The following is a 22442-nucleotide window of genomic DNA, read 5'->3' as shown; positions in this document are numbered from 1 at the left end:
GGTGACCGCGCCCATCGCCGGCCGCCGCGCCTGGTCCGACGAGATCTGGTCGTACCTGCTCGACCCGCGGATGCCGGCGATGGAGCACGGTTGGAAGCTCCACATCTCCGCCCGCCCCGGCACCCTGGACGCCGTTCTCGCCGCCGTCCGGCCACTGCTGGAGCAGCACGTCTGCCACGCCAAGTGGGCCCGCGACCCGGACACCCTGCGCGCCCTCAACTCCGGTGCCAAGAACGCCGCTTCGGTCGGCAAGGCGCTCACCGTCTACCCCGCGCCGGACGAACTCCGGCCGCTCGCCCGGGCCTTGGTCGCCGCACTGCACGGCCGGCCGGGCCCACAGATCGTCAGCGACCGCCGCCTCGACCCCGACGCACCGGTGTACTACCGGTACGGCCCGTTCACCGGCGAGTACCGCACCGGGCGCAGCGGCCGCCTGGAGTCCGTGATGACCGGCCCCGACGGCCGCGTCTTCGACGGCCTGGCCGGCACCGCCTACCGCTGCCCGCCCTGGGCCGAGGACCCGTTCGCCCCGCCGCCCGCCTCCCAGGCCCCAGATCCGGCCAACTCCGGTTTTGGCGGCGGCCGTTACCGCGTCACCGTCGGCATCACCCGCAAGCCGCAGGGCAACGTCTACCGCGCGCTCGACCGGTCCACCGGCACGCCCGTGGTAGTCAAGCAGGCCCGCGCGTACGTCGCCGAGGACGAGAGCGGCGCCGACACCCGCGACCGCCTGCGCCACGAACGGGCCGTCCTCGACCTGCTCGCGGACACACCCGGGGTGCCGCGCACACTCGACCACTTCCGGCACCGCGACGACGAGTACCTGGTGATGACCAGCTGCGGCGACCGCGACCTGCGCCGCGAGGTCCAGACCCAAGGCCCGTACCAGGATGCCCAGTTGGGACCGCGCGCGGTGCTGCCGCTGGCCCGCGAGCTGCTCCGCGTCCTGGACGGCGTGCACCGCCGGGGCGTGGTCGTCCGCGACCTCAAGCCCAACAACGTGGTCCTCGCCCCCGACAGCCGCCCCCACCTGATCGACTTCGGCACCAGTGCCGTCCACGGCACCGGCCCCGCCGGCTCCACCCCCGGCTACAGCGACCCGCTCGTCCGCCCCGGCGTCGCGCCCGAACCCGCCGACGACTACTACGCGTTGGGCATGACGCTGCACTTCGCCGCCACCGGCATGGACCCGGTGATCCTGGACCCAGACCCGGCCGTGAACCGCGAACGCACCCTGGCTGCACTGGAGTTCGCCCTTCCCGAGCCGGCGCACCGCCATCTCCGGCTGCTGGTCGCCGAGTTGACGGACCTCGACGCGGCCGTCCGCACGGCGGGCGCGGAGCACCTCCGCCGCTCCACTCAACCGCCGCGCTCCACCCGCCCGTTGCCCCCTCGCCTCTCCCCCGACCTGCTCGCCGAGATCCTCGACCGCACCGCCGCGTACTGCGTCGCCGAGGCCCGTCGGATCGCCGACCCCGAACTCGCCGCCCGCGCCGCCGTCCCGACCCCGATCGACCTGTACGGCGGCAGCGCCGGCCTCGGACTGGAACTCCTCCACCACCTCGACCGCCCGGGTGCCCGCGACGCCGTCACGGCGCTCGCCGACTGGACGTCCCGCCAAACCCGGGCGCTGCCAGCGGGGTTGTATTCCGGCCGGACGGGAGTCGACCTCTTCCTCGCCGCCGCCGGCCGCCCACCCGCCGCCACCGTCGCCCTCCCCACCCACGGCACGGACGGCAGCGGCCCCCCGGAGGCCGATCTGATCGACGGGGTCGCGGGCATCGGCCTCGGCCACCTCCTGCTCGCCCGCCACGACACCCCGCACGACACCCCGCACGACGCCCGCCATCTCGCCGTCGCCGCCGCCTGCCACGACCTGCTCACCACCGGCGGCGCCCGCCTCACCCCCACTGCCGACCCGCGCCCGGGCGACGCCGCCCTCACCCACGGCCTCGCCCACGGCGATGCCGGGGTCGCCCACTTCCTCCTCGAATACGCCCGCACCACCGGCGACCCGGCCGCCCTCGACCACGCCGACCGCGCCTGCGCGCAGCTCGCCGCCGCCACCCCCGCGATCATCGCCGCCGCCAACCACCCTGCGGCGAGCCGCCGTTACGGCTCCTGGTGCCGCGGCCTGGCCGGCATCGGCACCGTCCTGGCCCACGCCGCAGACGTCCTCGGCGACCGCGCCCACCGCGCCCTCGCCGAACAGTCCGCCCGCACCTGCCTGGCCGTCGCCCCTCGCATGCCCCTGGTCACCCACTGCTGCGGCCTGGCCGGCGTCGGCCACCTGATGCTCCAACTCGCGCCTGCCACAGAGGAGTTCCGCACCGGTGCCGACACCGTCGCCACCCTCCTCCTCACCCGCGCCGCCGGCCCCCCGCACCACCCCGTCTTCCCCGACCCCACCCTCACCGCCCCCGCCTTCCCCTTCGCCACCGGCACCGCCGGCGTCCTCACCTTCCTCCGCCGCCTCGCTTCCCCTCACGCCCCCGGCCCCACCCTGCTCCCCTAACCACTGTTCGGCTGCTCGGCTGCTCGGCTACTCGGTGCCCTGGGCCGGGAGGGCCGCCACCGTCGGGTGGTCGTGGGCGATCGGGCCGAGCTTCGTGTGGCCGCCGGGGGCGCCGAGGTCGTCGAAGAACTCGGCGTTCACGGCGGTGAAGTGCTGCCACTGCTCCGGGACGTCGTCCTCGAACCAGATCGCCTCGACGGGGCAGACGGGCTCGCAGGCGCCGCAGTCGGTGCACTCCTCGGGCTGGATGTAGAGCATCCGCGGGCCCTCGTAGATGCAGTCGAGCGGGCACTCGTCGATGCAGGCCCGGTCCTTGACGTCCACACAGGGCTGGGCGATGACGAAGGTCATGCGGCCGCCCTCCTCTCCTGGTCGGTGCTGCTTGCCGCTCCGGCACGGCCGACCGTAGGACCTCAAGTAATGTTGAGGTCAACAGGAGGCTGTGGATGACGCGCCATCGACGCGACGAGAACGGCGCCGCCCCGGACGACTGGCTGAGCATCGGCGAGGTCAGTGCGCGGACCGGGGTGGCGGTGTCTGCGCTGCGGTTCTACGAGGAGCTCGGCCTGATCGCCTCCGAGCGCGACGACCGCAACCAGCGCCGCTACCCCCGGCACATGCTGCGCCGGGTCGCCCTGGTCTCGGTGGCGAAACGCATCGGCATCCCGCTGCAGGACCTCCGCGAGGCGTTCGCCGACGTCCCCCTCGACCGCCCGCCGAGCCACGCCGAGTGGCAGCGCGCCTCGCGCGTCTGGCGGCGGCAGTTGGAGGAGCGCCGGCAGGCCATCGAACGGCTGGAGGCCGAACTCACCGGCTGCATCGGCTGCGGCTGCCTCTCCATGAAGGCCTGCGCCCTGCTGAACCCGGGCGACGCCCTCGCCGAGGACGGCGCCGGACCGCGCCGACTCTGACCGACCGACCGACCGCGCCGACTCTGACCGACCGACCGACCGCGCCGACTCCGACCGACCGGCCGACCGGCCGACCGGCCGACCGGCCTCCGAGAGTCACGTCGGAATTCGACCGGTTCACGGACGAAGCCGTCGAACGCACCCGGCGGCTGCTGAGGCCGGCCCGGCGCACCGAAGCAGTTCAGCGGCCCACATCGAGGAACAGGACCCGCCGAGCCGGATCCGCTACGCCGACCTCGTCCGATCGCCCCACGCCCACAGACCCCCGGAGCCGTCACGTGACGTTCGCACCGCCCGTACCACCCAGGTTCGCCGAGAGCACCGCCCGGCAGCGGATCGCGAGGATCGTCACGGAGGGCTTCGCGCCGGCGAACCTGGTGATCGCGCTCCTGCTGCTGATCGGCCGGCACAGCACCCACTCCTGGTCCGGCGTCGGCTGGGGGCTGCTCGCCGCGCTGTTCTGCGGCGTCGTCCCGATCGGCATCGTCGAGTTCGGCGTTCGGCGCGGCGGCCTGACCGACAAGCACATCCGCGTGCGGCGTCAGCGGATCCTGCCCCTCGCCCTGAGCCTGGTCTCGGTGGTCGCCGGCATCGTCCTGCTGTACGTCCTGCACGCGCCCGCCGAGGTGTTCGCGCTGGTCGTCGCCATGCTGGTCGGGTTGGTCGCCACCCTGCTGGTCACCGTCGGATGGCAGATCTCCATCCACAACAGCATGGCCGGCGGCGCCGTGATGATCCTGGTGCTCGCCATGGGCCCGTGGATGCTGCTCGCCGCACCGGGCGCAGCGGCGATCGGCTGGTCGCGCCTGGTGCTGAAGGCCCACACCCTCGCCCAGGTCCTCGCCGCCACCGCTCTCGGCGCCGTCGCCGCCACGGTGTTCGCGCTGCTCCGCTGAATTGACGGTGCGTCACACCGCGCCGATTAATCGTTGTTCGCCGCCCCCACCCGGCGGCTACCATCGGCAGGCATGACGCACACCTCCGCTCGCCCGGGCGCGCCCGACAAGCCCACGCTGGACGGCCTCGAATCCAAGTGGGCCCCGCTCTGGGACGAGCAGGGTGTATATGCGTTCGACCGCTCCGCATCGCGCGAGCAGGTCTATTCGATCGACACCCCGCCGCCCACGGTCAGCGGCTCGCTCCACGTCGGCCACGTCTTCAGCTACACGCAGACGGACGCCGTCGCGCGTTTCCAGCGAATGCGGGGCAAGCAGGTCTTCTATCCGATGGGCTGGGACGACAACGGGCTGCCCACCGAGCGCCGGGTGCAGAACTATTTCGGGGTGCGGTGCGAGCCCTCGCTGCCGTACGACCCGGATTTCACACCGCCGGAGAATCCCGGAAAGCAGCAGATCCCCGTCTCCCGCCGTAATTTCATCGAATTGTGCGAACGTCTGACGGTCGAGGACGAGAAGGTCTTCGAAAGCCTCTGGCGCCGCCTCGGCCTCTCCGTCGACTGGGGACGCACCTACCAGACCATCGACGGCCTGGCCCGCGCGATCTCCCAACGGATGTTCCTGCGCAACCTCGCCCGCGGCGAGGCGTACCGCGCCGAGGCGCCGACGCTCTGGGACGTCACCTTCCGCACGGCGGTCGCGCAGGCCGAGCTGGAAGACCGCGAGCGGCCCAGCGCCTACCACCATCTCCTGTTCCACAGCGCGGAGTTCGGGCCGCTGGAGATCGCGACGACCCGGCCCGAGCTGCTTCCGGCGTGCGTCGCCCTCGTCGCCCACCCGGAGGACGCGCGGTACCGGAAGCTGTTCGGCACCACGGTGACCACGCCGGTCTTCGGCGTCGAGGTCCCCGTCCTCGCGCACCGGCTGGCGGACCCGGAGAAGGGCACCGGCCTGGTCATGGTGTGCACCTTCGGCGACACCACCGACGTCGTGTGGTGGCGCGAACTCGACCTGCCCACCCGCGGCGTCCTCGGCCGCGACGGCCGCTTCCTGCCGGACGCGCCGGCCGGCCTCGACAGCGAGCGGGCCCGCGCCGGGTACGCCGAGCTGGCCGGCGCGACGCCGCACACGGCCCGCGAGCGGATCGTCCGACTGCTGGGCGCGGAAGGCGCGTTGGCGGGCGAGCCGCGGCACTTCAACCACCTGGTGAAGTTCTACGAGAAGGGCGACAAGCCGCTGGAGATCGTCACCAGCCGGCAGTGGTACCTGCGCAACGGCGGCCGGGACGCCGAGCTGCGCGAACGGCTGCTCGCCCGCGGCCGCGAACTGGCGTGGCACCCGGAGCACATGCAGCACCGCTACCAGGCATGGGTCGAGGGCCTGGCCGGAGACTGGCTGATCAGCCGTCAGCGCTACTTCGGCGTCCCCGTGCCGCTCTGGTACCGCTGCGACGCGGCGGGCGAGCCGACGGACGAGCTGATCCTGCCGCCGGACGACGCCCTGCCGATCGACCCGACCAGCGACGTCCCGCCGGGCTTCACCGCCGACCTGCGCGACGCCCCGGGCGGCTTCACCGGCGACCCGGACGTCATGGACACCTGGGCGACGTCCTCCCTGACGCCGCAGATCGCCTCCGGCTGGAGCGTCGACGACGACCTCTTCCGACGTGTCTTCCCGATGGACCTGCGCCCGCAGGCCCACGAGATCATCCGCACCTGGCTGTTCTCCACCGTGGTCCGCGCCGAGCTCGAACACGACGAACTGCCCTGGCGCAACGCCGCGATCAGCGGCTGGATCCTCGACCCGGACCGCAAGAAGATGTCCAAGTCCAAGGGCAACGTCGTCACCCCGCTCAACCTGCTCGACCAGCACGGCTCCGACGCGGTGCGCTACTGGGCGGTCTCCGCGCGGCCCGGCACGGACACCGCGTTCGAGGTCGCCCAGATGAAGATCGGCCGCCGCCTGGCCATCAAGATCCTCAACGCGACGAAGTTCGTCCTCGGCCTCGGCGCGGGCGCCTCACCGGCCGCCGTCACCGAACCGCTCGACCGCGCGCTGCTCGCCCGCCTCGCCCAGGTCGCCGACGAGGCCACCGCGCTGCTGGAGGGCTACGACTACGCGCGCGCCCTGGAGGTCACCGAACGGTGCTTCTGGCTCTTCTGCGACGACTACCTCGAACTGGTCAAGAACCGCGCCTACGGCGACCCCGGCGACCCAGCCGCCGAATCCGCCCGCGCCACCCTCGCCCACGCCCTGTCCGTGCTGCTGCGCCTGCTCGCCCCCTACCTCCCGTTCGCCACCGAGGAGGCCTGGAGCTGGTGGCAGCCCGGCTCCGTCCACCGCGCCCCCTGGCCCGCCGAGACCCCGCCGGCCGACGCCGACGCCGCCCTCCTCGACCTCGCGAGCGAGGCCATCGCCGCCGTCCGCAAGGCCAAGAGCGCCGCCCGGCTCTCCATGCGCGCCGACGTCGCCACCCTCACCGCCCACGGCCCGTCCCCCCTCCTGGCCGCTCTCCGCCAGGTCGCCCCGGACGTCCGCTCCGCCGGCCGCGTCGGCGAACTGACCCTCGAGGAGTCCGACGCCGAAGCCCTCACCTACGAGATCGCCCTGCAGTAGATCGCTCTGCGGTAGATCGCCCTGTGGTCGCGCCCGCAGACCCCCGCCGACCGGAAGTCGGCGGGGGTCTGCGGTGCGGCCTTCCCTGCGTCCCCCGAAGTGGCTGGGGGTGCTCGATGTCAGCCGGCGTTGGCGAGGCCGTACTGCCAGAGGCTGTTGACCCGGCTCCGCTCGGTGGCGTTCGGGTACGGGTTGGTGCACGAGGTGCCGGGGCCGCCGCCGGACATCAGCTCGCTGCACGGGCCGGAGTAGTGGTCGGGCAGGCCGAGCACGTGGCCGGTCTCGTGGGCGGTGACGCGCACCGAGCTGTACTGCTGGTTCTGCGCGTAGTCGAGGAAGATGTAGCCGCGGCCGTGGCCGTCGGTGGAGGCGTACGAGCCCCGCGAGTCGTTGCCCTCGTAGTAGCGGAAGTCGGCGTTGGTGCCGGAGCGGAGCTGGACGTTGCCGACCGAGGAGTTCCAGATGGACGCGCTCTGGGATATGACGGTGCGGAAGGTCGGGGCCGAGCTGGCGTCGTAGGTGACGGTGACGGCCGCCAGGTAGGGGTTGGCGGCCTGCTTGGCGCGGGCCGACTTCATCACGGCCTCGAAGAACGCCTTGTTGTTGGCGTCCTCGGAGGAGTTGGCGGCGATGCCCGCGGACGGGGTGTAGCCCTGGGTGGTGGCTGCGGCGGCGGGCACGGCGGCGGTGCCGGCCGCGAGGACCAGCCCGAGGGCAGCGGCGAGCACAGTCATGGAGCGGTTCATGTGGGGACTCCATTCGCGGGTCCCGGGACCGAGGGGAGGCCGTCCGGGACGCGGTGACGAGTTGTTGCACCGAGCTTGGGGCAGGGCGGGCCGGGTGCGGAGATGGCAACCGGCGATAGCTCGGGGCAATACCCGTGCGCGACCCTTGATCTGACGGACCGTCGACAGTTCTTGACATGCCCTTGGCGAAGAGTGGGCGCCCTGGCTATGCTCCCGTGATGGAGCTCGACGTCCGACACCTGCGGGTGCTGTGCGCCATCGCGGACACCGGCAGCGTCCGAAAGGCCGCCCGTCGACTCGGCATGACGCAGCCGTCGCTGACCACCCAGCTGCACCGCATCGAACGGACCGTCGGCGGACGTCTGTTCACCCGCGAACAGACCGGCAGCCGCCCCACCGCCCTCGGCCACTCGGTGCTCTCCCGCGCCCGCCCCGTGATCACCGGGATGGACGCCCTCCTCGCCGCCGCCCGCGCCGAGGCTGCCTGGCCCGGCCGCCGCCGACTGCGGATCGGCAGCGTCGGCAGCCGCGCGGTCGCCGCCTGGCTGCGCCGCATCCACGACCGGCTCCCGGAGACCGACACCACCATCCACATCGACATCTCGGCGATCGCCCTGATCCACCTGGTCGCCGCCGAACAGCTCGACATCGCCTTCGTCCACGAGAGCGAGGGATTTCCGCTCCAGGTGCCGACCGGCACCGAGCAGCGGGTGCTGGTCGCCCGCGAACCCCAGTTCGTCGCCCTCGCCGAGACCCACCCCGCCGCCGGCCGGCCCGTCGTCACCCTCGCCGACCTCGCCCACGACACCTGGATGGTCGACCCGACCGCCGACCACGAGTACGCCGCACTGCGCCGGGTCTTCGCCGAAGCCGGACTCGACCCGCGCGTCGTCCAGGTCCGCGACAACGCCACCGCCGCCGAACTCGTCGCCTCCGGCGAAGCCGTCCGCCCCTGCCAGCCCACCTCCCCACCCGGCCCCGGCACCGCCCTGCGCCCCGTCCACGGCGACCCGCTCGCCGTCCGCCTACTGCTCACCTGGCGCCCCGACACCGTCGGCGGCCCCGCCCTCGACGGCCTCTGGGTCGACCTCTGCCACGCCTACCTCGACCTGGCCAGCACCAACCCCGCCTACCGCGCCTGGCTGCGCCACCACAACCGCCCCCTGCACACCCTCCTCGCCCCGGCAGGCCCGCCGCCCTGACGCCCTGACGCCCGCACCCGCCCGGGCACGCTCCGGCAGCTCGGCGCCCACCCGGCCCCGCAGTCCTGCGGGATCGGCACGCGGCTCATCCGCTCCGCCGAGCAACGGATCCGCGCCCTCTACGAACGCCTGGGCCACTGCGCCTTCGGCCGCGCACTCGACTCCTGGGACGTGGAAGCCGAGGACAGCTCCCTCCAGCGACACCGGACGATGTGCGCGCGGATGCGCAAGCACCTGGCCCGACGCCGGAGTTCGCGACCGTCGCCGCCTCCCTCGGCCGGCCACCAGGGCCTCGACCGAGCCAATGGGTAGCCAATCGACATATGGCGATACTGGACCTATGCTCTGCCCATGACCGACCATCAACTCCGCGAGCCGACGCGGCTCGTGCTCACCGTGCTGGCCGATGCGCCTCGGCACGGGTACGCGATCATTCAGGAGGTGCTGGCCGTCTCCGGCGGCCGCACCCGGCTCAGCACCGGGACGTTGTACACGGCGCTCGACCGGCTGCTGCACCAGGGGCTGGTCGGGATCGAGAGCGAGGAGGTGGTCGGCGGACGGCTGCGTCGCACCTACAGCCTCACGTCCCAGGGCCAGAACCTGCTGGCCGAGGAGACCGAACGCCTCCGCCGGGCCGTCGCCGAGGCCGATCGCCGACTCGCCGTCGCCCGCCTGCGCCCGAACGGAGCCACCGCATGACCGCCCACGACGTCCCGCGCACCGGCCGCCTGCTGATGAGCCTCTACCCCGCCCGCTACCGGGCCGCCCACGGCGAGGACATCGCCACCGTCTTCACCGAGACCACCGAGGGCATGGGCGGCCGCGCGATGCTCCGCGAGCGCCTCGACCTCGCCACGCACGCCCTGCGGCTGCGGCTGCGCATCGGCCCCACCGACCCGGCCGGCCGGGTGCTCGCGAGCGCGGCGCCCGTCGCCCTCGCCCTCGGCGTCGGCCGCTGCATGTTCTTCCTGCTGCCGTATCTGCACGAGGCGGCGAACCGGGTCCGCCACCCGTACCTCGGCCTCGGCTTCGTCTACGCCCTGGTGAGCGCGGTCATGCTGCTGGCCGACCAGTTGCCGTGGCTGCTCGCCCTGGTGCTCGCCGTCGCGGGCCGGTGGCGGCTCGCCCGGGCCGCCGGCGCGTTCGCCGCGTTCCTCGCCGTCGCCCTCCAGTGGTGGGAGGGGACGCACGCGGTGTGGCAGATCGGTCAGATGGCGGGCCTGGCGGTCGTCGGCCTGCTGCTCCTCCTCGCGCCGTCCGACCTGGTGAACGTCACCTCGCGGGGGCGGTGGGAGATCGCCGGCATCGCGCTGGGCGTCGCACTGCCGATGATCGTGGCGAACCGGCTCGGCGCCGTGGTCGTCGGCGGCGTGACGGTGGCGACCATCGGCCTGCTCCCGATCTGGCTGTGCACGGTGTCGGCCGTGGTGCTGATGCGGCGTCTGTCCGGACGACGGCCCGACACGCTCCGGGCGGTCGGAGTCGTCCTGGCCACCCTGCCCTGGCTGGCGCACCTCGCGGTCGCGGCCGTGACCGACCCCGACAAGCAGGGCCTGGCGGCCTGGTTCACCGGCTTCTGCCTCGTCCCGCTCGCCGTTGCGGCCGCAGCGGCGGGAGCGGTCCAGCTCCTCCGCCGGCCCCGCGCGACCGAACCGCCCAACCCGGCCTGACCCGCCACCCGCACCCCGCCCGTCCGACCTCCGGCACCACCCGGCCGGACGGGCGCGCACCTGGCCGGACGGAGGCGTCGGCCGTGCCGATCGCGTCGAGTTCCGGAAGCCGCTCGGCTCACCCCGCCAAAACTGCTGCACGGATGGACCGTTGACGTGCTCTCTCTGACCGACATCGCCGAGAATCCGCTCCGCCTGACGCGCCGTCCGAACGCCGAGGACGGCTCGGTGGTCGTCTTCCGCCCCCTGACGCACGCCGACAGCGGACGCCTGGCCGACTTCCTCGCGGCGCTGTCCCCCGCGTCGAGACGGTTCAGCACGTTCGACGGGTACGACCTCGCCCACGCCCGCGAACTGTGCGACGCGATCGCCCGCTACGACAAGCTCAGGCTGGTCCTGGAGGACGGGCCGTCCGGCCGGATCGTCGGCCTGCTCGAACTCGGCCTCGCCCTGGTCCCGTCCGACATCGCGCGCTACCGGAGCGCGGGCATCCGCCTCGACGAGTCCACCGACTGCCGGTTCGGCCCCACCCTGGCCGACGACCACCAGGGCCGGGGCCTCGGGACGCTGGTCCTGCCACTCGTCGCGGAGACCGCACGACTCCTCGGCAGGACGAGGATCATCCTGTGGGGCGGCGTCCGCGCCGACAACCCCCGCGCCGTCCGCTACTACGAGAAGAACGGCTTCCGCCCGATCGGCTCGTTCACCGAGCCGGACGGCTCCCTGTCGCTCGACATGATGCTGGACCTCCACCCCGGCGCCTGAGCACGAAAGCGCCCTGCTCCGACAGCCGGGCCACGGCGCGAACGCTGTACGAGCGAGGCGGCGCTCAACGGTGTGCTTGGGGTTCTCGAAGTCGAACCAGCAGCCCGCGTCCCACTCGGAGCGCTGGTTGCCGTGGGCCGGGATGCCGCCCGCGTCCTTCAGCATCCGCGCCAGGTGCAGCTGGTTCCAGGTCATGAACGTCGTGTTCCGGTTGGTGAAGTCGTTCTCCGGCCCGCCCGAGCCGGGATCGAGGTACGACGGCCCGGGCCCGGCCTCGCCGACCCAGCCGGCGTCGGCCTGGGGCGGGATGACGAAGCCCAGGTGCTGGAGGCTGCACAGGATGTTCATCGCGCAGTGCTTCGCGCCGTCCTCGTTGCCGGTGATCAGGCAGCCGCCGACCCGGCCGTAGAACGCGTACTGGCCATGGGAGTTGAGGATCGACGAGCAGGCGTACAGCCGCTCGATCACCTGCTTCATGACGGAGGAGTTGTCACCGAGCCAGACCGGTCCGGCGAGGGTGAGGATGTCGGCGTTCATGATCTGGGAGTAGAGGACGGGCCATTCGTCGGTGTCCCAGCCGTGTTCGGTCATGTCGGGCCAGACGCCGGTGGCGATGTCGTGGTCGACGGCGCGGATCTGTTCGACCTGGACGCCCTGGCGGTGGAGGATGCCGGCACTGAGGTCGATCAGGCCCTGGGTGTGGCTTCGTTCGGGGGAACGCTTGAGCGTGCAGTTGACGAAGACGGCGCGCAGATCGGTGGAGGTGGCCATCGGCATCCGTTCCGAGGGGCGGGGAGCGGGGAGGCAGAGGCCCATCGCACTATGCGGCCGTCCGCCGCCGGAGGACCGTCGGCCGTCCGGCGGACGCCCCGGCGCGCCACTCGACGGCGGCCCGTCGCGGAACCCCTCACGGAGCCCGTCGCGGAACCCGTCGCGAAACCCGTCGCGAAACCCGTCAGGCGGCGCTCAGCGAGAAGTAGTTCTCCTCCTCCTGTGCGAAGTGCAGCCGCAGCACGGAGTGCAGGCCGTAGAGGCAGGCCCGCAGGTCGTCGTGCTGTTCGGGGGCGAGCGCGCCGGCCGTCTCGGCGTGCGCGAGGTGGGTGGTGATGCGGTGGGCGAGCCGGTGGATCTCGGTGTGGGCGCGGCTCATGGTGGCGGTGGTCTCGGGGCCGCCGAGGGCGTCGGCGAGGGCGGGGTAGAGCTCGCGTTCCTCGGCCTCCTCGTGCGGCAGCAGGCGGGTGGTGAGCAGCTGGTCGACGTGCCGGACGGCGACGAGCGCCTCGGCGGAGGAGGACGAGGTGAGCCGGTCGGCGGCCTCCCGGACGGCTTCCAGGACGTCCCGCAGGTCGTCGTGCTCGGCGGCGAAGCGCTGCACCAACTCCTCGGTGGAGGCGTCGATTTCGGGCCCGATGCCGCGGCCGGGCCGCAGCGCGCGCAGGGCGTTGAGGATGACGGCGACGTCGATGAGTTCCTGGAGCAGGGCGCCGGCGGCCGGCGGCAGCAGGCCGAAGGCGGCGAAGCCCATGGCGACGAGGGAGAGCAGCATGCCGCCGAGTGCGGACTGGACGGCGATCCGGCGGGAGCGGGTGGCGATCTGGGCGGCGTCGGCGAGGCGGTCGACGCGGTCGGTGGTGAGGACGATGTCGGCGGCTTCGGAGGAGGCGCTGGCGCCGCGTGCGCCCATCGCGACGCCGACGTCGGCGGCGGCGAGCGCGGGGGCGTCGTTGACGCCGTCGCCGACCATGACGGTGACGGCGCGGGCGCGTTCGGCGCGGACGGCGGCGACCTTGTCGGCGGGCGACTGCCGGGCGCGGACGTCGTCGAGGCCGACCACGGCGGCGATCTCGCGGGCGGGTTCGGGCCGGTCGCCGGTGATCATGAGCAGTCGGGTGACGCCGGCGGCGCGCAGGCGGCGGACGGTGCGGGGGGCGTCGTGCCGGACGGGGTCGCGGAGCAGGACGGCGCCGATGGGGCGGTCGTCGACGGTGACCCAGGCGAGGGCCGCGCCGTCGAGCGCGGCCCGGTTGTCGGCGGCGCGCGCCCAGGCGGGGAGGTCGGTGGTGTCGCGTTGGCCGACGGTGGCGGTGCTGCCGTCGGCGAGGGTGGCGACGGCGCCGGTGCCGGGTTGTTCGGAGACGTCGTGGACGGGTGGCAGGGTGAGGTCGCGTTCGGCCGCGGCGGCGGTGATGGCCTCGGCGAGGACGTGCGGCGAGTACTGGTCGACGGCGGCGGCCAGCGCGAGGACTTCGGCGGGGGTGTGGCCGGGGGCGGTGGCGATGTCGAAGGCGCGGGGGCGTCCGGTGGTGAGGGTGCCGGTCTTGTCGAGGCAGACGGTGCGGGCCCGGCCGAGGGTCTCCAGGGCGGCGCCGTCGCGGACCACGACGCCTCTGCGGGCGGCGCGGGAGATGCCGGAGACGATGGCGACGGGTGCGGCGAGCAGCAGCGGGCAGGGGGTGGCGACGACCAGGACGGCGACGGCGCGGACGGCGTCGCCGCTGAGCAGCCAGGCGAGTGCGGCGGCGGCGAGGGCGACGGGCAGGAACCAGGCGGCGTAGCGGTCGGCGAGGCGGATGACGGGGGCGCGTTCGGCGCCGGCCTGTTGGGTGAGGCGGACGATCTCGGCGTAGGTGGAGTGCTCCTCGGTGGCGGTGGCGCGCAGGTCGAAGGCGCTGCCGGCGTTGACGGCGCCGCTCCGGGCGGGGTCGCCGATGCGACGGGTGACCTGGGCGGATTCGCCGGTGAGGACGGATTCGTCGAGGACGGCGCGGTGGCCGGTGATGCGTCCGTCGACGGGGACGGTCTCGCCGGGGCCGACGACGAGGCGGTCGCCGATCCGGATGTCGGCGAGCGGGACGGTCTCGGTGGTGTCGCCGGTGCGGCGGCGGGCGGTGCGGGGGGCGTGGCGGAGCAGTTCGCGCAGGTCGCGGGTGGCGCGGCGTTCGGCGGCGGCGTCGAGCCAGCGTCCGCCGGAGAGCATCAGGGCGATCAGTGCGCCGGCCAGGTATTCGCCGGTGGCGAGGGTGCCGGCGAGGGCGAGGACGGCGATCAGGTCGACGCCGGCGCGGCCTCGGCGCAGGGCCTGGACGACCCACATCAGGGCGGGGGCGATGGCGGCGGCGGTGGCGACGATCCAGCACTGGTCGGCGACGCCGTGGGCGCCGGCGGCCCAGGCGATCAGGCCGGCGAGGGTGGCGACGGCGACCGCGCCGAGCAGGACGGGTTCGATGCCGCCGCCGCTCAGCAGTTGTCGGGCGCCGCCCTGCTCGCTGGGTGCGGTGTGCGGTGCCATGGGCGTCTCCTCCGCTCGGGCTGCGGCTGTCCTTTCCAGTGCACCTCTCCGCGGACGGTCCGGCCAGGGGCCGTCGGTCCCGGGGTGGGGGCCGCATGATCCCGGGTCCCCCGGTCGGGGGTGCGGGCGGGGTAGGTTCGGGGGCGTTGGTGTTCCCGTCCGGTCCCCGGGGTGTCCGGGGTCCGGCGTACAGAGGGCAGGTGGGGCAGATGGAGTCGCTGTTCGAGCTTCCGATCCGGACGCTGGCGGGTGAGCCGTCGTCGCTGGCGGAGCACCGGGGCAAGGTGCTGCTGCTGGTGAATGTGGCGTCGAAGTGCGGTCTGACGCCGCAGTATTCGGGTCTGGAGCGGTTGCAGGAGGTGTACGGGGAGCGCGGGTTCACGGTGCTCGGGTTCCCGTGCAACCAGTTCGCGGGGCAGGAGCCGGGGTCGGCGGAGGAGATCCAGGAGTTCTGCTCGACCACGTACGGGGTGTCGTTCCCGCTGTTCGAGAAGGTCGAGGTGAACGGGGCGGGGCGGCACCCGGTCTACGCGCGGCTGACGGAGGTCGCGGACGCCTCGGGCGAGGCGGGCGACGTCCAGTGGAATTTCGAGAAGTTCCTGGTCGGCGCGGACGGCGAGGTGGTCGGGCGGTTCCGGCCTCGGACCGAGCCGGAGTCGTCGGAGCTGGTGGCGGCGATCGAGGCGCAGTTGGGCGGCTGACGGCTCGCGGCCCGGAACGGGCCCGGATTGTCCGGTACCGCCTGCGGGCGGCAAAACTGTACAGGTAACCTGCGCAGTGAGACTGGACAGTCCGGGCCCGTTCCGGCTGCCCCCGTTACGACGAAAGGCACTCCCGTGTCCGTCACCGCGCTCGACCCGACCACCGCCCTGGTGGTCATCGACCTCCAGCAGGCCATCACCGCCGTGCCCGGCGACCCGCACCCGATGCGCGAGGTGCTGGAGCGCAACGTCCGCCTCGCGGAGGCGTTCCGCGCCGCACGGCTCCCGGTGGTGCTGGTGCGGGTGTCGTTCGCCGCCGACGGCGCGGACCTGCTGCCCGGCCGCACCGAGCAGCCGCGCCCCGGCAGGGCCATGCCGGAGGGCTGGGACACCCTGACGCCCGAGCTGCACGACCCGGCCACCGACGTGGTGGTGACCAAGCACAACTGGGGCGCGTTCCACGGCACCGACCTGGACGTGCAGCTGCGCCGCCGCGGGGTGACGCAGCTCGTGCTGACGGGCGTCGCGACCAGCATCGGCGTGGAGTCCACCGCCCGCGCCGCGTACGAGCACGGCTACCACGTGACGACGGCCGTGGACGCGATGACCGACATGGATCCGGAGGCGCACCGCAACAGCGTGCAGCGGATCTTCCCGCGCCTGGGCGAGACCGGCACCACCGAGGAGATCCTCGACCTGCTGGCCAAGACCCGCTGAGACGCGCCGGAACCCGTCCGGGCGTGCTGCCGGGCGGGTTCCGGGGTTCGAGAACAGGCTCAGGCTTCGCCGGGGTGCCAGGTCGGCCACTGCCAGGGGCGGTCGTCCCAGTGCACCCGGACGGGGTCGTGCGGGTCGAGGTCGGGGTAGTGGTGCTTCACCTCGGGTTCGAACTCCTCGGGGGCGAGCGGCTTCCAGCCCTCGTCCTTGAAGTGGACGAGGCGGTAGCGGCTGTCGGTGCGGAACTCCGCGACCCGCACCAGGGGCTCGCCGGCCGCGCCCGTCCCGTTGCTGCTGGTGGTGTTGCTGGTGGTCGTCATGCCGCCAGCTTCGGCCGCGCCCCGCCGCCGCGCACGCTCGCACCGCCGGTGCCGCCGCAGGTGTCACCGTTCGGCGGCGGGTGTACCGGGAGCGTCACGGCCTCCGGTGGACGGCGGGCGGTCCCGTACCGTGGAAGGCACATCGGAGGGTTCGTCGGGAGGACCGCGTGGGCAAGGGCAAGGCGTCGAAGGGTGCGGCGGCGGCACGGATGCGCGGGCTGGACGGCCTGGCGGTGACGCGTTCGGCGTGGGGCCTGTACCGGGAGACCCGGCGGCCCGGCGCACCCGGCCTGTCGGCCCGGGTGGGGGCGCTGCCCCGCCTGCTGCGGGACGTGCTGCTGCGCCGCTACCCGGGGGTGGGGCCCGGCAAGCTGCTGGTGCTGGCGTTCGCGGTCGCGGTGTACCTGGTCAGCCCGATCGACGTGCTGCCGGACTTCATCCCGGTGATCGGCTGGAGCGACGACACCGGCCTGCTGCTGTGGTTCCTGGTCGGCCTGACCCGGGAGTCCGGCCGGTACCTGGAGTGGGCGGGTCGCGGCGGCACTGTCGGCGAGCTTCCCGCCGACAGCTGAACTCCCCTGCCGCTACAGCGACTTGACCAGCTTCTCGAAGCGCAGGTCGGCGCGGAGCGGGATGCCGAACCGCTCGTCGCCGTACGGGAACGGCTCGTACACGCCGGTGCGGGTGTAGCCGCGGCGCTCGTACCAGGCGATCAGGTCGGCGCGCTGCTCGATGACGGTCATCTCCATCGCGGTGACGCCCCACTCGGCGCGGGCCCACTCCTCGGCGCGGGCCAGCGCCTGCCGGCCGAGGCCGCCGCCCTGGGCGGCCGGGGAGACCGAGAACATGCCGAAGTAGCCGGTGGCGCCGCGCCGTTCGACGTGGCAGCAGGCCAGCAGGCGGCCCTCCTGTTCGGCCAGCAGCACCACCGACTCGACGCGGCCGAGGAGTTCGGCGACGGCGGCCTCGTCGGTGCGCCGCCCGTCCAGCAGGTCCGCCTCGGTGGTCCAGCCGGCCCGGCTGGCGTCGCCCCGGTACGCGGACTCGACCAGCGCGACCACGGCCGGCACGTCCTGCGGCCGCGCGGCACGGAAGGCCGGGCCGGCGTCGGGGCCGGCGTCGGGGCCGGCGTCGGCGAGGCGGGAGGCGGTGGGCTCGGCGGTCATGCGGTGCGCTCCTTCGGGTGCTCGAACGCCCATCGTGCCACAACGGCCCCTCCCGACCGCCGGCCCGGTCAGGGCGTGGGCTCGGCCGCCGGGACGGGCTGCTCGGGCGGGCCCGGGTAGGGCAGGATCTGCCGGAGCAGTCCGCGCGGGTGGCCGCGGCGGCGCCACTCGCGGGGGTAGCCGAGCGAGACCTCTTCGAAGCGGACGTCCTCGTACCAGGTGGTGCGCGGGATGTGCAGGTGACCGTAGACGACGGCGGCGACGTTGAAGCGGCGGTGCCAGTCGGCGGTGAGCTCGGTGCCGCACCACTGCGCGAAGTCGGGGTAGTGCAGGACGTCGGTGGGGCGGCGGTCCAGCGGCCAGTGGCTGACGAGGACCAGCGGCAGGTCCGGGTCGTGTGCGGAAAGCGCTTTCTCGGTGGTCTCGACGCGCTCGCGGCACCAGTCGTCGACACCCGCGTAGGGCGCGGGGCTGATCCGGAACTCGTCGGTGCACACCACGCCGTTCTCGCGGGCGCGGGCCAGCGACTCGGCCTTGGTGCGCACGCCCGGCACCCGGAAGCTGTAGTCGTAGAGCGTGAACACGGGCGCGACCGCGAAGCGGCCGTCCGGGCCGGACCAGACGGGGAACGGGTCCTCGGGGGTGGCGACGCCGATCGCCCGGCAGCGTTCCACCAGGTGCCGGTAGCGTTCGGGCGCGTCGACGGGCTCCTGATCCTGGGTGGTGGTCCACAGTTCGTGGTTGCCGGGCGTCCAGACCACCTTGGCGAAGCGCTCCGCGAGCAGGCCCAGGGTGTCCGCGACGACGTCGACCTGTTCGGCGACGTCACCGGCGACAATCAGCCAGTCGTCCGGGCCGGTCGGTCGCAGCGCGTCGAGGACGGGCCGGTTCTCGCTGACGCCGACGTGGAGGTCGCTTACCGCGAGCAGGCGTGAATCCGCCACCGCTCCCCCAGTTGTGTGTCCGCCGGCCGGTCGGCCGGGCCCGCCGACGCATCGGTGCGGATCCGTCGGCGCATCCCGGCAGTGGGACGCGCGTTGACACGCTACCGCCGGGTGGTCGGCGACGCCAGCACGAGCCCGTCCCTGTCGGTGCGTCAACATCCGGTGGAACCCCAGGTGTTCGGTAGTCGCACCTATGTTTGTTTGCTCTACATACCTTCTGACGATGTGTGGTTTCAACACTCTGTTGACTGACGGGTCCATGACTATATGTTCTCCGCGGCGACCGAAAACCGGCCGCCGCCCTTCACCCCACTGAGGACTCGTCATGCCCGCTTCCGGCACCAGCCGCACGTTCCGCCGCGCCGCCACCGCGGTCGCGTCCGCCGCCCTGCTGGTCGGCGCGGTCGCCACCGCCGCACCGGCCCAGGCCGCCAAGCCGAGCACCCCCGCAAACTTCCACCCCGAGCTCGACCACGCGGGCTCCACCGTCGTCGCCCACGAGGGCCGCGGCGACGCCGCCCCGAACGGCATCGCCGCACTGGCCGCCACCCAGACCAAGGGCATGGACGTCTCCAACTGGCAGGGCAGCGTCGCCTGGAGCACCGCCTACGCCAACGGCGGCCGCTTCGCCTACGTCAAGGCCACCGAGGGCACCACGTACACCAGCCCCTCGTTCGCCCAGCAGTACAACGGCTCCTACAACGTCGGCATGATCCGCGGCGCCTACCACTTCGCGCTGCCGAACGCCTCCTCCGGCGCCACCCAGGCCGCGTACTTCGTCGCCCACGGCGGCGGCTGGTCCAAGGACGGCAAGACCCTGCCGCCCGCCCTGGACATCGAGTACAACCCCTACGGCGCCACCTGCTACGGCCTGAGCCAGGCCGGCATGGTCAGCTGGATCCGGGACTTCTCCAACACCGTCCACACCAAGACCGGCCGCTACCCGGTGATCTACACCACCACCGACTGGTGGACCACCTGCACCGGCAACAACAGCTCCTTCGGCGCCACCAACCCGCTCTGGATCGCCCGCTACGCCTCCTCCGTCGGCACCCTGCCGGCCGGCTGGTCGTACCAGACCATCTGGCAGTACGCCGACTCCGGCACCCTGCCCGGCGACCAGAACTGGTTCAACGGCGCCCCGGACCGCGTCCAGGCCCTCGCCAACGGCTGACGTCCCCTGCCCGCGACCGGATTCCACCCCGCTCCGGTCGCGGGCGGACCTGCGGCTCACCCGACCGGGACGATCAACTCCCAGCTGTCGACGGCGAAGTCGAGCACCATCCCGTGGTCGCGGTACAGCGCGGGCGCGCCGGTCGCGTTCTCGGTGTCCACCCCCAGACCGACCCGGGTGCGGCCGCGCTCGGCGTATACCGCGAAGAAGTACCGCAGCAGGAAGCCGCCCAGGCCCCGGCCGCGCACCGCCTCGCTCACCCCGATGTGCGAGGCCCACGCCGCGTCCGACCGGTCGTCCCGGGTGCGCAGCACGGCCACGTCGCCGAGCCCGTCGAGCCCGGCGATCCACACCAGCGACCAGTCGGCGCTGTCCGCACCGGTGTCCGCGCACCACTTCTCGTAGCTGCGCGGCCGGAAGTCGTAGTGCCCGGCGAATGTCTCGTGGATCAGCCGGTGCACGGTGCGCCGGTCGTCCTCGGTGCTGCACGCCCGCACCCGCACCCCCGCCGGGGCGTCCGGGAACGGGTCCGCCTTCGGGTCGACGTCCCGGGTGAGCGCGTGGTGACGGCGCACCTGCCGCCAGCCGCGACCGGCCAACGCGACGGTGTCGAACGTCGGTCGGGCACTCAGCATCAGGTGCAGCACGGCCCGGTCGGCGCCGTTGGCCCGCGCGTGCTCCGCGCCCCGGGCCTCCATCAGCTCGAACAGGTGCAGCCCCGCGTCGGTGTGGCCCGGCAGCACGTACTGGTCGAGGTCGATCCGCTCCCCCGCCGAACGGTCACGCACGACGCCGTATCCGATCAGCCGCCCGCCCGCGTCGTGCAGCAGCCACGAGTCCCGCGCCAGGTCCATCGACGGGTGCCCGAGGTCCTCCTCGACCTCCGCGAGATCGGTGAACGCCCGCCCCACCTCGATCTCGTCCACCTGGTTGAGCAACCCGCACACGGCCTCGGCATCCCCGAGCTCCGCCGCCCGCACCGTCCATCCCTCCGGAAGCGCCACGCTCCCCCTCCTTCGCCGTCGGATCCGCAAACCCGGCCTTTCTACCGCTTCAACACCCTTGGGCGGAAAGGATTTTGAGCGCAGCGCCGGGGGTGGCCGATGCGGGTGGCCGCCGGGGACCCGCCGCGTCACGCCGCGTCGAGCAGCCGTTGGATCGCGGCCTGCGCGGGCGGCAGCCAGCTGGGCTTGCCGCCCGGGCGGCCCGCGCGGCCGGCCTCGCCGATGAGGAGGCCGCCGAACGCGCGCAGGACGGCCCAGCCCCGGGCGCGGCGGCGGGTGGCGGGGTCGGCGGCGGGGCGGTAGGCGTGGTGGAAGCGGTCCCGGGCGTCGGCGGGGAGCAGCGTCCACGCGGCGGCGAGGTCGCAGGCGGGGTCGCCGGCGCAGAGGTCGCCGAAGTCCACGACGCCGCTGTAACTGCCGTCTGCAGTAAGGAGGTTGGCGGGGTGAAGGTCGCCGTGCAGCCAGCTGCGCGGGCCGGTCCAGGCGGGTGCGGCGAGGGCGTCGCGCCAGAGGGCGCGGATGCCGTCCGGGTCGGTGATCAGGCCGAGGCGGGTGGTCTCGGCGAGGCCCTGTTCGAACGACCGGTCGTGCTCGGCGAGCGGGCCGCCGCGTCCGCGTCCGGCCGGGGCCTCGGCGGGGGCGGGCCGGTGAAGGGCCGTCAGGAACCCGGCCAGGGCGTCGGCGGCGGCCGCACCGTCCGTGACGGGGGCGCGGTCGGCCGGTTCGCCCGGTACCCAGGTGGTGACCAGCCAGGGCCGGGGGAACGCCGTGCTGGGCTCGCCGAGCCGCTGCGGCACCGGCACGGGCAGCGGCAGGTCCGCCGCCAGTGCGGGCAGCCACGCGTGCTCCTTGCGCAGCAGCGCGTCCGCGTCGCCGGTCGCCCACGGCATCCGGACGGCAAGGTCCTCACCGAGCCGCCACAGCTGGTTGTCCCACCCGAACGCCCCGAACCGGACCGGGAGTTCGGCCAGGTCGGGGTGCTGTTCGCGCAGCAGACGGGTGATCAGTTCGGCGGTGATCCCGGACTCCTCGATGCTCATGCCCGCCCACGCTACGCCTCCTCCCCGTGACCGGGCGCACTCCCCCGCTGCCGCGCCGGGTGGTGCCCTTCGTCCTCGGGGCGGACCACGGCCACGGGCGCTGCGGCGTGCTCCGGCCCGCCCGCCGAGCGGGGCCGCGCGCTCCTTGCCACACCCCGTCATGTCATTAGGATTTCCCCAAGTCACCTTGTGTGACCGCAGGTTGTGAGTCCGAAGAGCCGCCGCCGACCGAACGAGCGCGCCGTCGCCCGGGCGTCACCGACCGCACGCCGCAGGGCCGCGCGCCATCCTCCCCGTCCGCCCGTCGTCCAGGAAGAGAGCCACGCACCATGTTCCGACGCGTCGCACCGGCCCTCGCGGCCGGCCTCATCGCCACCACCCTCGGCTTCGCCCCGACGGCCGCCGCCGCCGACACCGCGAGCACCGCCCGCACGGCCGCCGTCCGGTCGTACGACCACTGCCGCACGGGCTACTTCTGCATCTACAGCGACTGGGGCGGCGGCGGCACCCAGTGCTCCTGGGCGTCCTGGCAGTACCCGCGGGTCGCCAACACCGCGGACATGTGTTCGTTCATCCGCAACGGCCACCCCGTGCGCTCGGTCGCCAACAGGACCGACCACCGCGTCCAGTACTACACCGGCACCAACTACAACCACCGCGTCGGCTCCACCACCTCCGGCGGCGCGGGCAACCTCCAGGGCAGCTACCAGATCCGCTCCTTCCGCCCCCAGTAGCCGGCACCCCCCGACGAGCCCGTGCCGGTGCA

Annotated in this window: 20 protein-coding genes and 2 pseudogenes; 13 read left to right on the top strand and 9 right to left on the bottom strand. The window is 73.5% G+C overall.

Going from position 1 to position 22442, the window contains the following annotated elements; all coding sequences use genetic code 11:
- Position 1: 1 nt before the first annotated feature.
- On the top strand, positions 2-2515 hold the full coding sequence (gene lanL / locus AMK19_RS08810; protein ID WP_073809806.1) for a class IV lanthionine synthetase LanL: 2514 nt from the start codon (positions 2-4) through the stop codon (positions 2513-2515).
- A gap of 27 nt (positions 2516-2542) precedes the next feature.
- Here lanL and fdxA read toward each other — a convergent pair whose 3' ends face one another.
- A complete protein-coding gene (fdxA, locus tag AMK19_RS08805; protein WP_073809803.1) occupies positions 2543-2866 on the bottom strand; it encodes a ferredoxin in 324 nt (107 codons plus the stop codon).
- Positions 2867-2961: 95 nt separating this feature from the next.
- Here fdxA and soxR point away from each other — a divergent pair, with 95 nt between their 5' ends.
- From soxR to valS, 3 genes are all read left to right on the top strand, one after another.
- Positions 2962-3426, top strand: a complete 465-nt coding sequence (gene soxR / locus AMK19_RS08800; protein WP_073809802.1) for a redox-sensitive transcriptional activator SoxR — start codon at positions 2962-2964, stop codon at positions 3424-3426.
- A gap of 278 nt (positions 3427-3704) precedes the next feature.
- Complete coding sequence (locus AMK19_RS08795) at positions 3705-4322, top strand: hypothetical protein (protein WP_073809799.1); 618 nt, start codon at positions 3705-3707, stop codon at positions 4320-4322.
- Positions 4323-4394: 72 nt separating this feature from the next.
- A complete protein-coding gene (valS, locus tag AMK19_RS08790) occupies positions 4395-6938 on the top strand; it encodes a valine--tRNA ligase (protein WP_073809796.1) in 2544 nt (847 codons plus the stop codon).
- A gap of 119 nt (positions 6939-7057) precedes the next feature.
- Here valS and snpA read toward each other — a convergent pair whose 3' ends face one another.
- Positions 7058-7684, bottom strand: a complete 627-nt coding sequence (gene snpA, locus AMK19_RS08785; RefSeq protein ID WP_073809794.1) for a snapalysin — start codon at positions 7682-7684, stop codon at positions 7058-7060.
- Positions 7685-7902: 218 nt separating this feature from the next.
- On the opposite strand from snpA, the gene AMK19_RS08780 reads away from it, so the two are divergent.
- From AMK19_RS08780 to AMK19_RS08765, 4 genes are all read left to right on the top strand, one after another.
- Positions 7903-8886 (top strand): LysR family transcriptional regulator, encoded by a 984-nt coding sequence (locus AMK19_RS08780; protein ID WP_073809791.1) that lies wholly within the window; start codon positions 7903-7905, stop codon positions 8884-8886.
- 351 nt (positions 8887-9237) lie between these two features.
- On the top strand, positions 9238-9585 hold the full coding sequence (locus tag AMK19_RS08775) for a PadR family transcriptional regulator (protein ID WP_073809789.1): 348 nt from the start codon (positions 9238-9240) through the stop codon (positions 9583-9585).
- On the top strand, positions 9582-10556 hold the full coding sequence (locus tag AMK19_RS08770) for a hypothetical protein (RefSeq protein ID WP_073809786.1): 975 nt from the start codon (positions 9582-9584) through the stop codon (positions 10554-10556). Before AMK19_RS08775 ends, AMK19_RS08770 begins: the two co-directional genes overlap by 4 nt.
- Before the next feature lie 156 nt (positions 10557-10712).
- Positions 10713-11321, top strand: coding sequence for a GNAT family N-acetyltransferase (locus tag AMK19_RS08765; RefSeq protein ID WP_073809783.1), 609 nt, complete (start codon positions 10713-10715; stop codon positions 11319-11321).
- Between the two features lie 72 nt (positions 11322-11393).
- Here the strand turns inward: AMK19_RS08765 and AMK19_RS08760 are convergent.
- Together AMK19_RS08760 and AMK19_RS08755 are read right to left on the bottom strand one after the other, a co-directional pair.
- Positions 11394-12098 (bottom strand): annotated as a pseudogene (locus tag AMK19_RS08760) (flavodoxin family protein); the annotation flags it as partial.
- Between the two features lie 178 nt (positions 12099-12276).
- Entirely contained in the window at positions 12277-14610 is a 2334-nt protein-coding gene (locus AMK19_RS08755) for a heavy metal translocating P-type ATPase (protein ID WP_083646604.1), read from the bottom strand.
- 209 nt (positions 14611-14819) lie between these two features.
- On the opposite strand from AMK19_RS08755, the gene AMK19_RS08750 reads away from it, so the two are divergent.
- Together AMK19_RS08750 and AMK19_RS08745 are read left to right on the top strand one after the other, a co-directional pair.
- A complete protein-coding gene (locus tag AMK19_RS08750; protein ID WP_073809781.1) occupies positions 14820-15311 on the top strand; it encodes a glutathione peroxidase in 492 nt (163 codons plus the stop codon).
- 135 nt (positions 15312-15446) lie between these two features.
- The gene (locus AMK19_RS08745) at positions 15447-16028 is read left to right on the top strand and encodes a hydrolase (protein ID WP_073809779.1); all 582 of its coding nucleotides are present in this window, start codon (positions 15447-15449) and stop codon (positions 16026-16028) included.
- Positions 16029-16087: 59 nt separating this feature from the next.
- On the opposite strand, the gene AMK19_RS08740 is transcribed toward AMK19_RS08745, so the two are convergent.
- The gene (locus tag AMK19_RS08740) at positions 16088-16348 is read right to left on the bottom strand and encodes a hypothetical protein (protein ID WP_073809776.1); all 261 of its coding nucleotides are present in this window, start codon (positions 16346-16348) and stop codon (positions 16088-16090) included.
- Positions 16349-16725: 377 nt separating this feature from the next.
- On the opposite strand from AMK19_RS08740, the pseudogene AMK19_RS38575 reads away from it, so the two are divergent.
- Positions 16726-16824, top strand: a pseudogene (locus AMK19_RS38575) (YkvA family protein); the annotation flags it as partial.
- A gap of 108 nt (positions 16825-16932) precedes the next feature.
- On the opposite strand, the gene AMK19_RS08730 reads toward AMK19_RS38575, so the two are convergent.
- Together AMK19_RS08730 and AMK19_RS08725 are read right to left on the bottom strand one after the other, a co-directional pair.
- Positions 16933-17514, bottom strand: coding sequence for a GNAT family N-acetyltransferase (locus AMK19_RS08730; RefSeq protein WP_083646603.1), 582 nt, complete (start codon positions 17512-17514; stop codon positions 16933-16935).
- Positions 17515-17582: 68 nt separating this feature from the next.
- Complete coding sequence (locus tag AMK19_RS08725) at positions 17583-18458, bottom strand: metallophosphoesterase family protein (RefSeq protein ID WP_073809774.1); 876 nt, start codon at positions 18456-18458, stop codon at positions 17583-17585.
- Positions 18459-18783: 325 nt separating this feature from the next.
- Here AMK19_RS08725 and AMK19_RS08720 point away from each other — a divergent pair, with 325 nt between their 5' ends.
- Complete coding sequence (locus tag AMK19_RS08720; RefSeq protein WP_073809772.1) at positions 18784-19632, top strand: lysozyme; 849 nt, start codon at positions 18784-18786, stop codon at positions 19630-19632.
- 56 nt (positions 19633-19688) lie between these two features.
- Here AMK19_RS08720 and AMK19_RS08715 read toward each other — a convergent pair whose 3' ends face one another.
- Positions 19689-20636 carry a GNAT family N-acetyltransferase gene (locus AMK19_RS08715; protein ID WP_073809770.1) on the bottom strand — a complete coding sequence of 316 codons (948 nt, stop codon included), beginning with the start codon at positions 20634-20636 and terminating at the stop codon, positions 19689-19691.
- Positions 20637-20764: 128 nt separating this feature from the next.
- Positions 20765-21676, bottom strand: coding sequence for an aminoglycoside phosphotransferase family protein (locus AMK19_RS08710; protein ID WP_073809767.1), 912 nt, complete (start codon positions 21674-21676; stop codon positions 20765-20767).
- A gap of 329 nt (positions 21677-22005) precedes the next feature.
- Between AMK19_RS08710 and AMK19_RS08705 the strand changes: the two genes are divergently transcribed.
- Entirely contained in the window at positions 22006-22410 is a 405-nt protein-coding gene (locus AMK19_RS08705; protein ID WP_073809766.1) for a peptidase inhibitor family I36 protein, read from the top strand.
- Positions 22411-22442: the final 32 nt, after the last annotated feature.

Origin of the sequence: Kitasatospora sp. CB01950 (assembly GCF_001905465.1) — a bacterium.
In the GTDB taxonomy this organism is placed as follows: domain Bacteria; phylum Actinomycetota; class Actinomycetes; order Streptomycetales; family Streptomycetaceae; genus Kitasatospora.
The sequence above is the reverse complement of the archived record's forward strand: the minus strand, read 5'-3'. Positions and strand labels throughout refer to the sequence as shown.

Bases quoted from the DNA above. Each gene is read 5' to 3' on its own strand.
- fdxA (WP_073809803.1), bottom strand. From the start codon at position 2,866: ATGACCTTCGTCATCGCCCAGCCCTGTGTGGACGTCAAGGACCGGGCC.
- soxR (WP_073809802.1), top strand. From the start codon at position 2,962: ATGACGCGCCATCGACGCGACGAGAACGGCGCCGCCCCGGACGACTGG.
- valS (WP_073809796.1), top strand. From the start codon at position 4,395: ATGACGCACACCTCCGCTCGCCCGGGCGCGCCCGACAAGCCCACGCTG.
- snpA (WP_073809794.1), bottom strand. From the start codon at position 7,684: ATGAACCGCTCCATGACTGTGCTCGCCGCTGCCCTCGGGCTGGTCCTC.
- AMK19_RS08780 (WP_073809791.1), top strand. From the start codon at position 7,903: ATGGAGCTCGACGTCCGACACCTGCGGGTGCTGTGCGCCATCGCGGAC.
- AMK19_RS08775 (WP_073809789.1), top strand. From the start codon at position 9,238: ATGACCGACCATCAACTCCGCGAGCCGACGCGGCTCGTGCTCACCGTG.
- AMK19_RS08770 (WP_073809786.1), top strand. From the start codon at position 9,582: ATGACCGCCCACGACGTCCCGCGCACCGGCCGCCTGCTGATGAGCCTC.
- AMK19_RS08755 (WP_083646604.1), bottom strand. From the start codon at position 14,610: ATGGCACCGCACACCGCACCCAGCGAGCAGGGCGGCGCCCGACAACTG.
- AMK19_RS08750 (WP_073809781.1), top strand. From the start codon at position 14,820: ATGGAGTCGCTGTTCGAGCTTCCGATCCGGACGCTGGCGGGTGAGCCG.
- AMK19_RS08740 (WP_073809776.1), bottom strand. From the start codon at position 16,348: ATGACGACCACCAGCAACACCACCAGCAGCAACGGGACGGGCGCGGCC.
- AMK19_RS08730 (WP_083646603.1), bottom strand. From the start codon at position 17,514: ATGACCGCCGAGCCCACCGCCTCCCGCCTCGCCGACGCCGGCCCCGAC.
- AMK19_RS08720 (WP_073809772.1), top strand. From the start codon at position 18,784: ATGCCCGCTTCCGGCACCAGCCGCACGTTCCGCCGCGCCGCCACCGCG.
- AMK19_RS08710 (WP_073809767.1), bottom strand. From the start codon at position 21,676: ATGAGCATCGAGGAGTCCGGGATCACCGCCGAACTGATCACCCGTCTG.
- AMK19_RS08705 (WP_073809766.1), top strand. From the start codon at position 22,006: ATGTTCCGACGCGTCGCACCGGCCCTCGCGGCCGGCCTCATCGCCACC.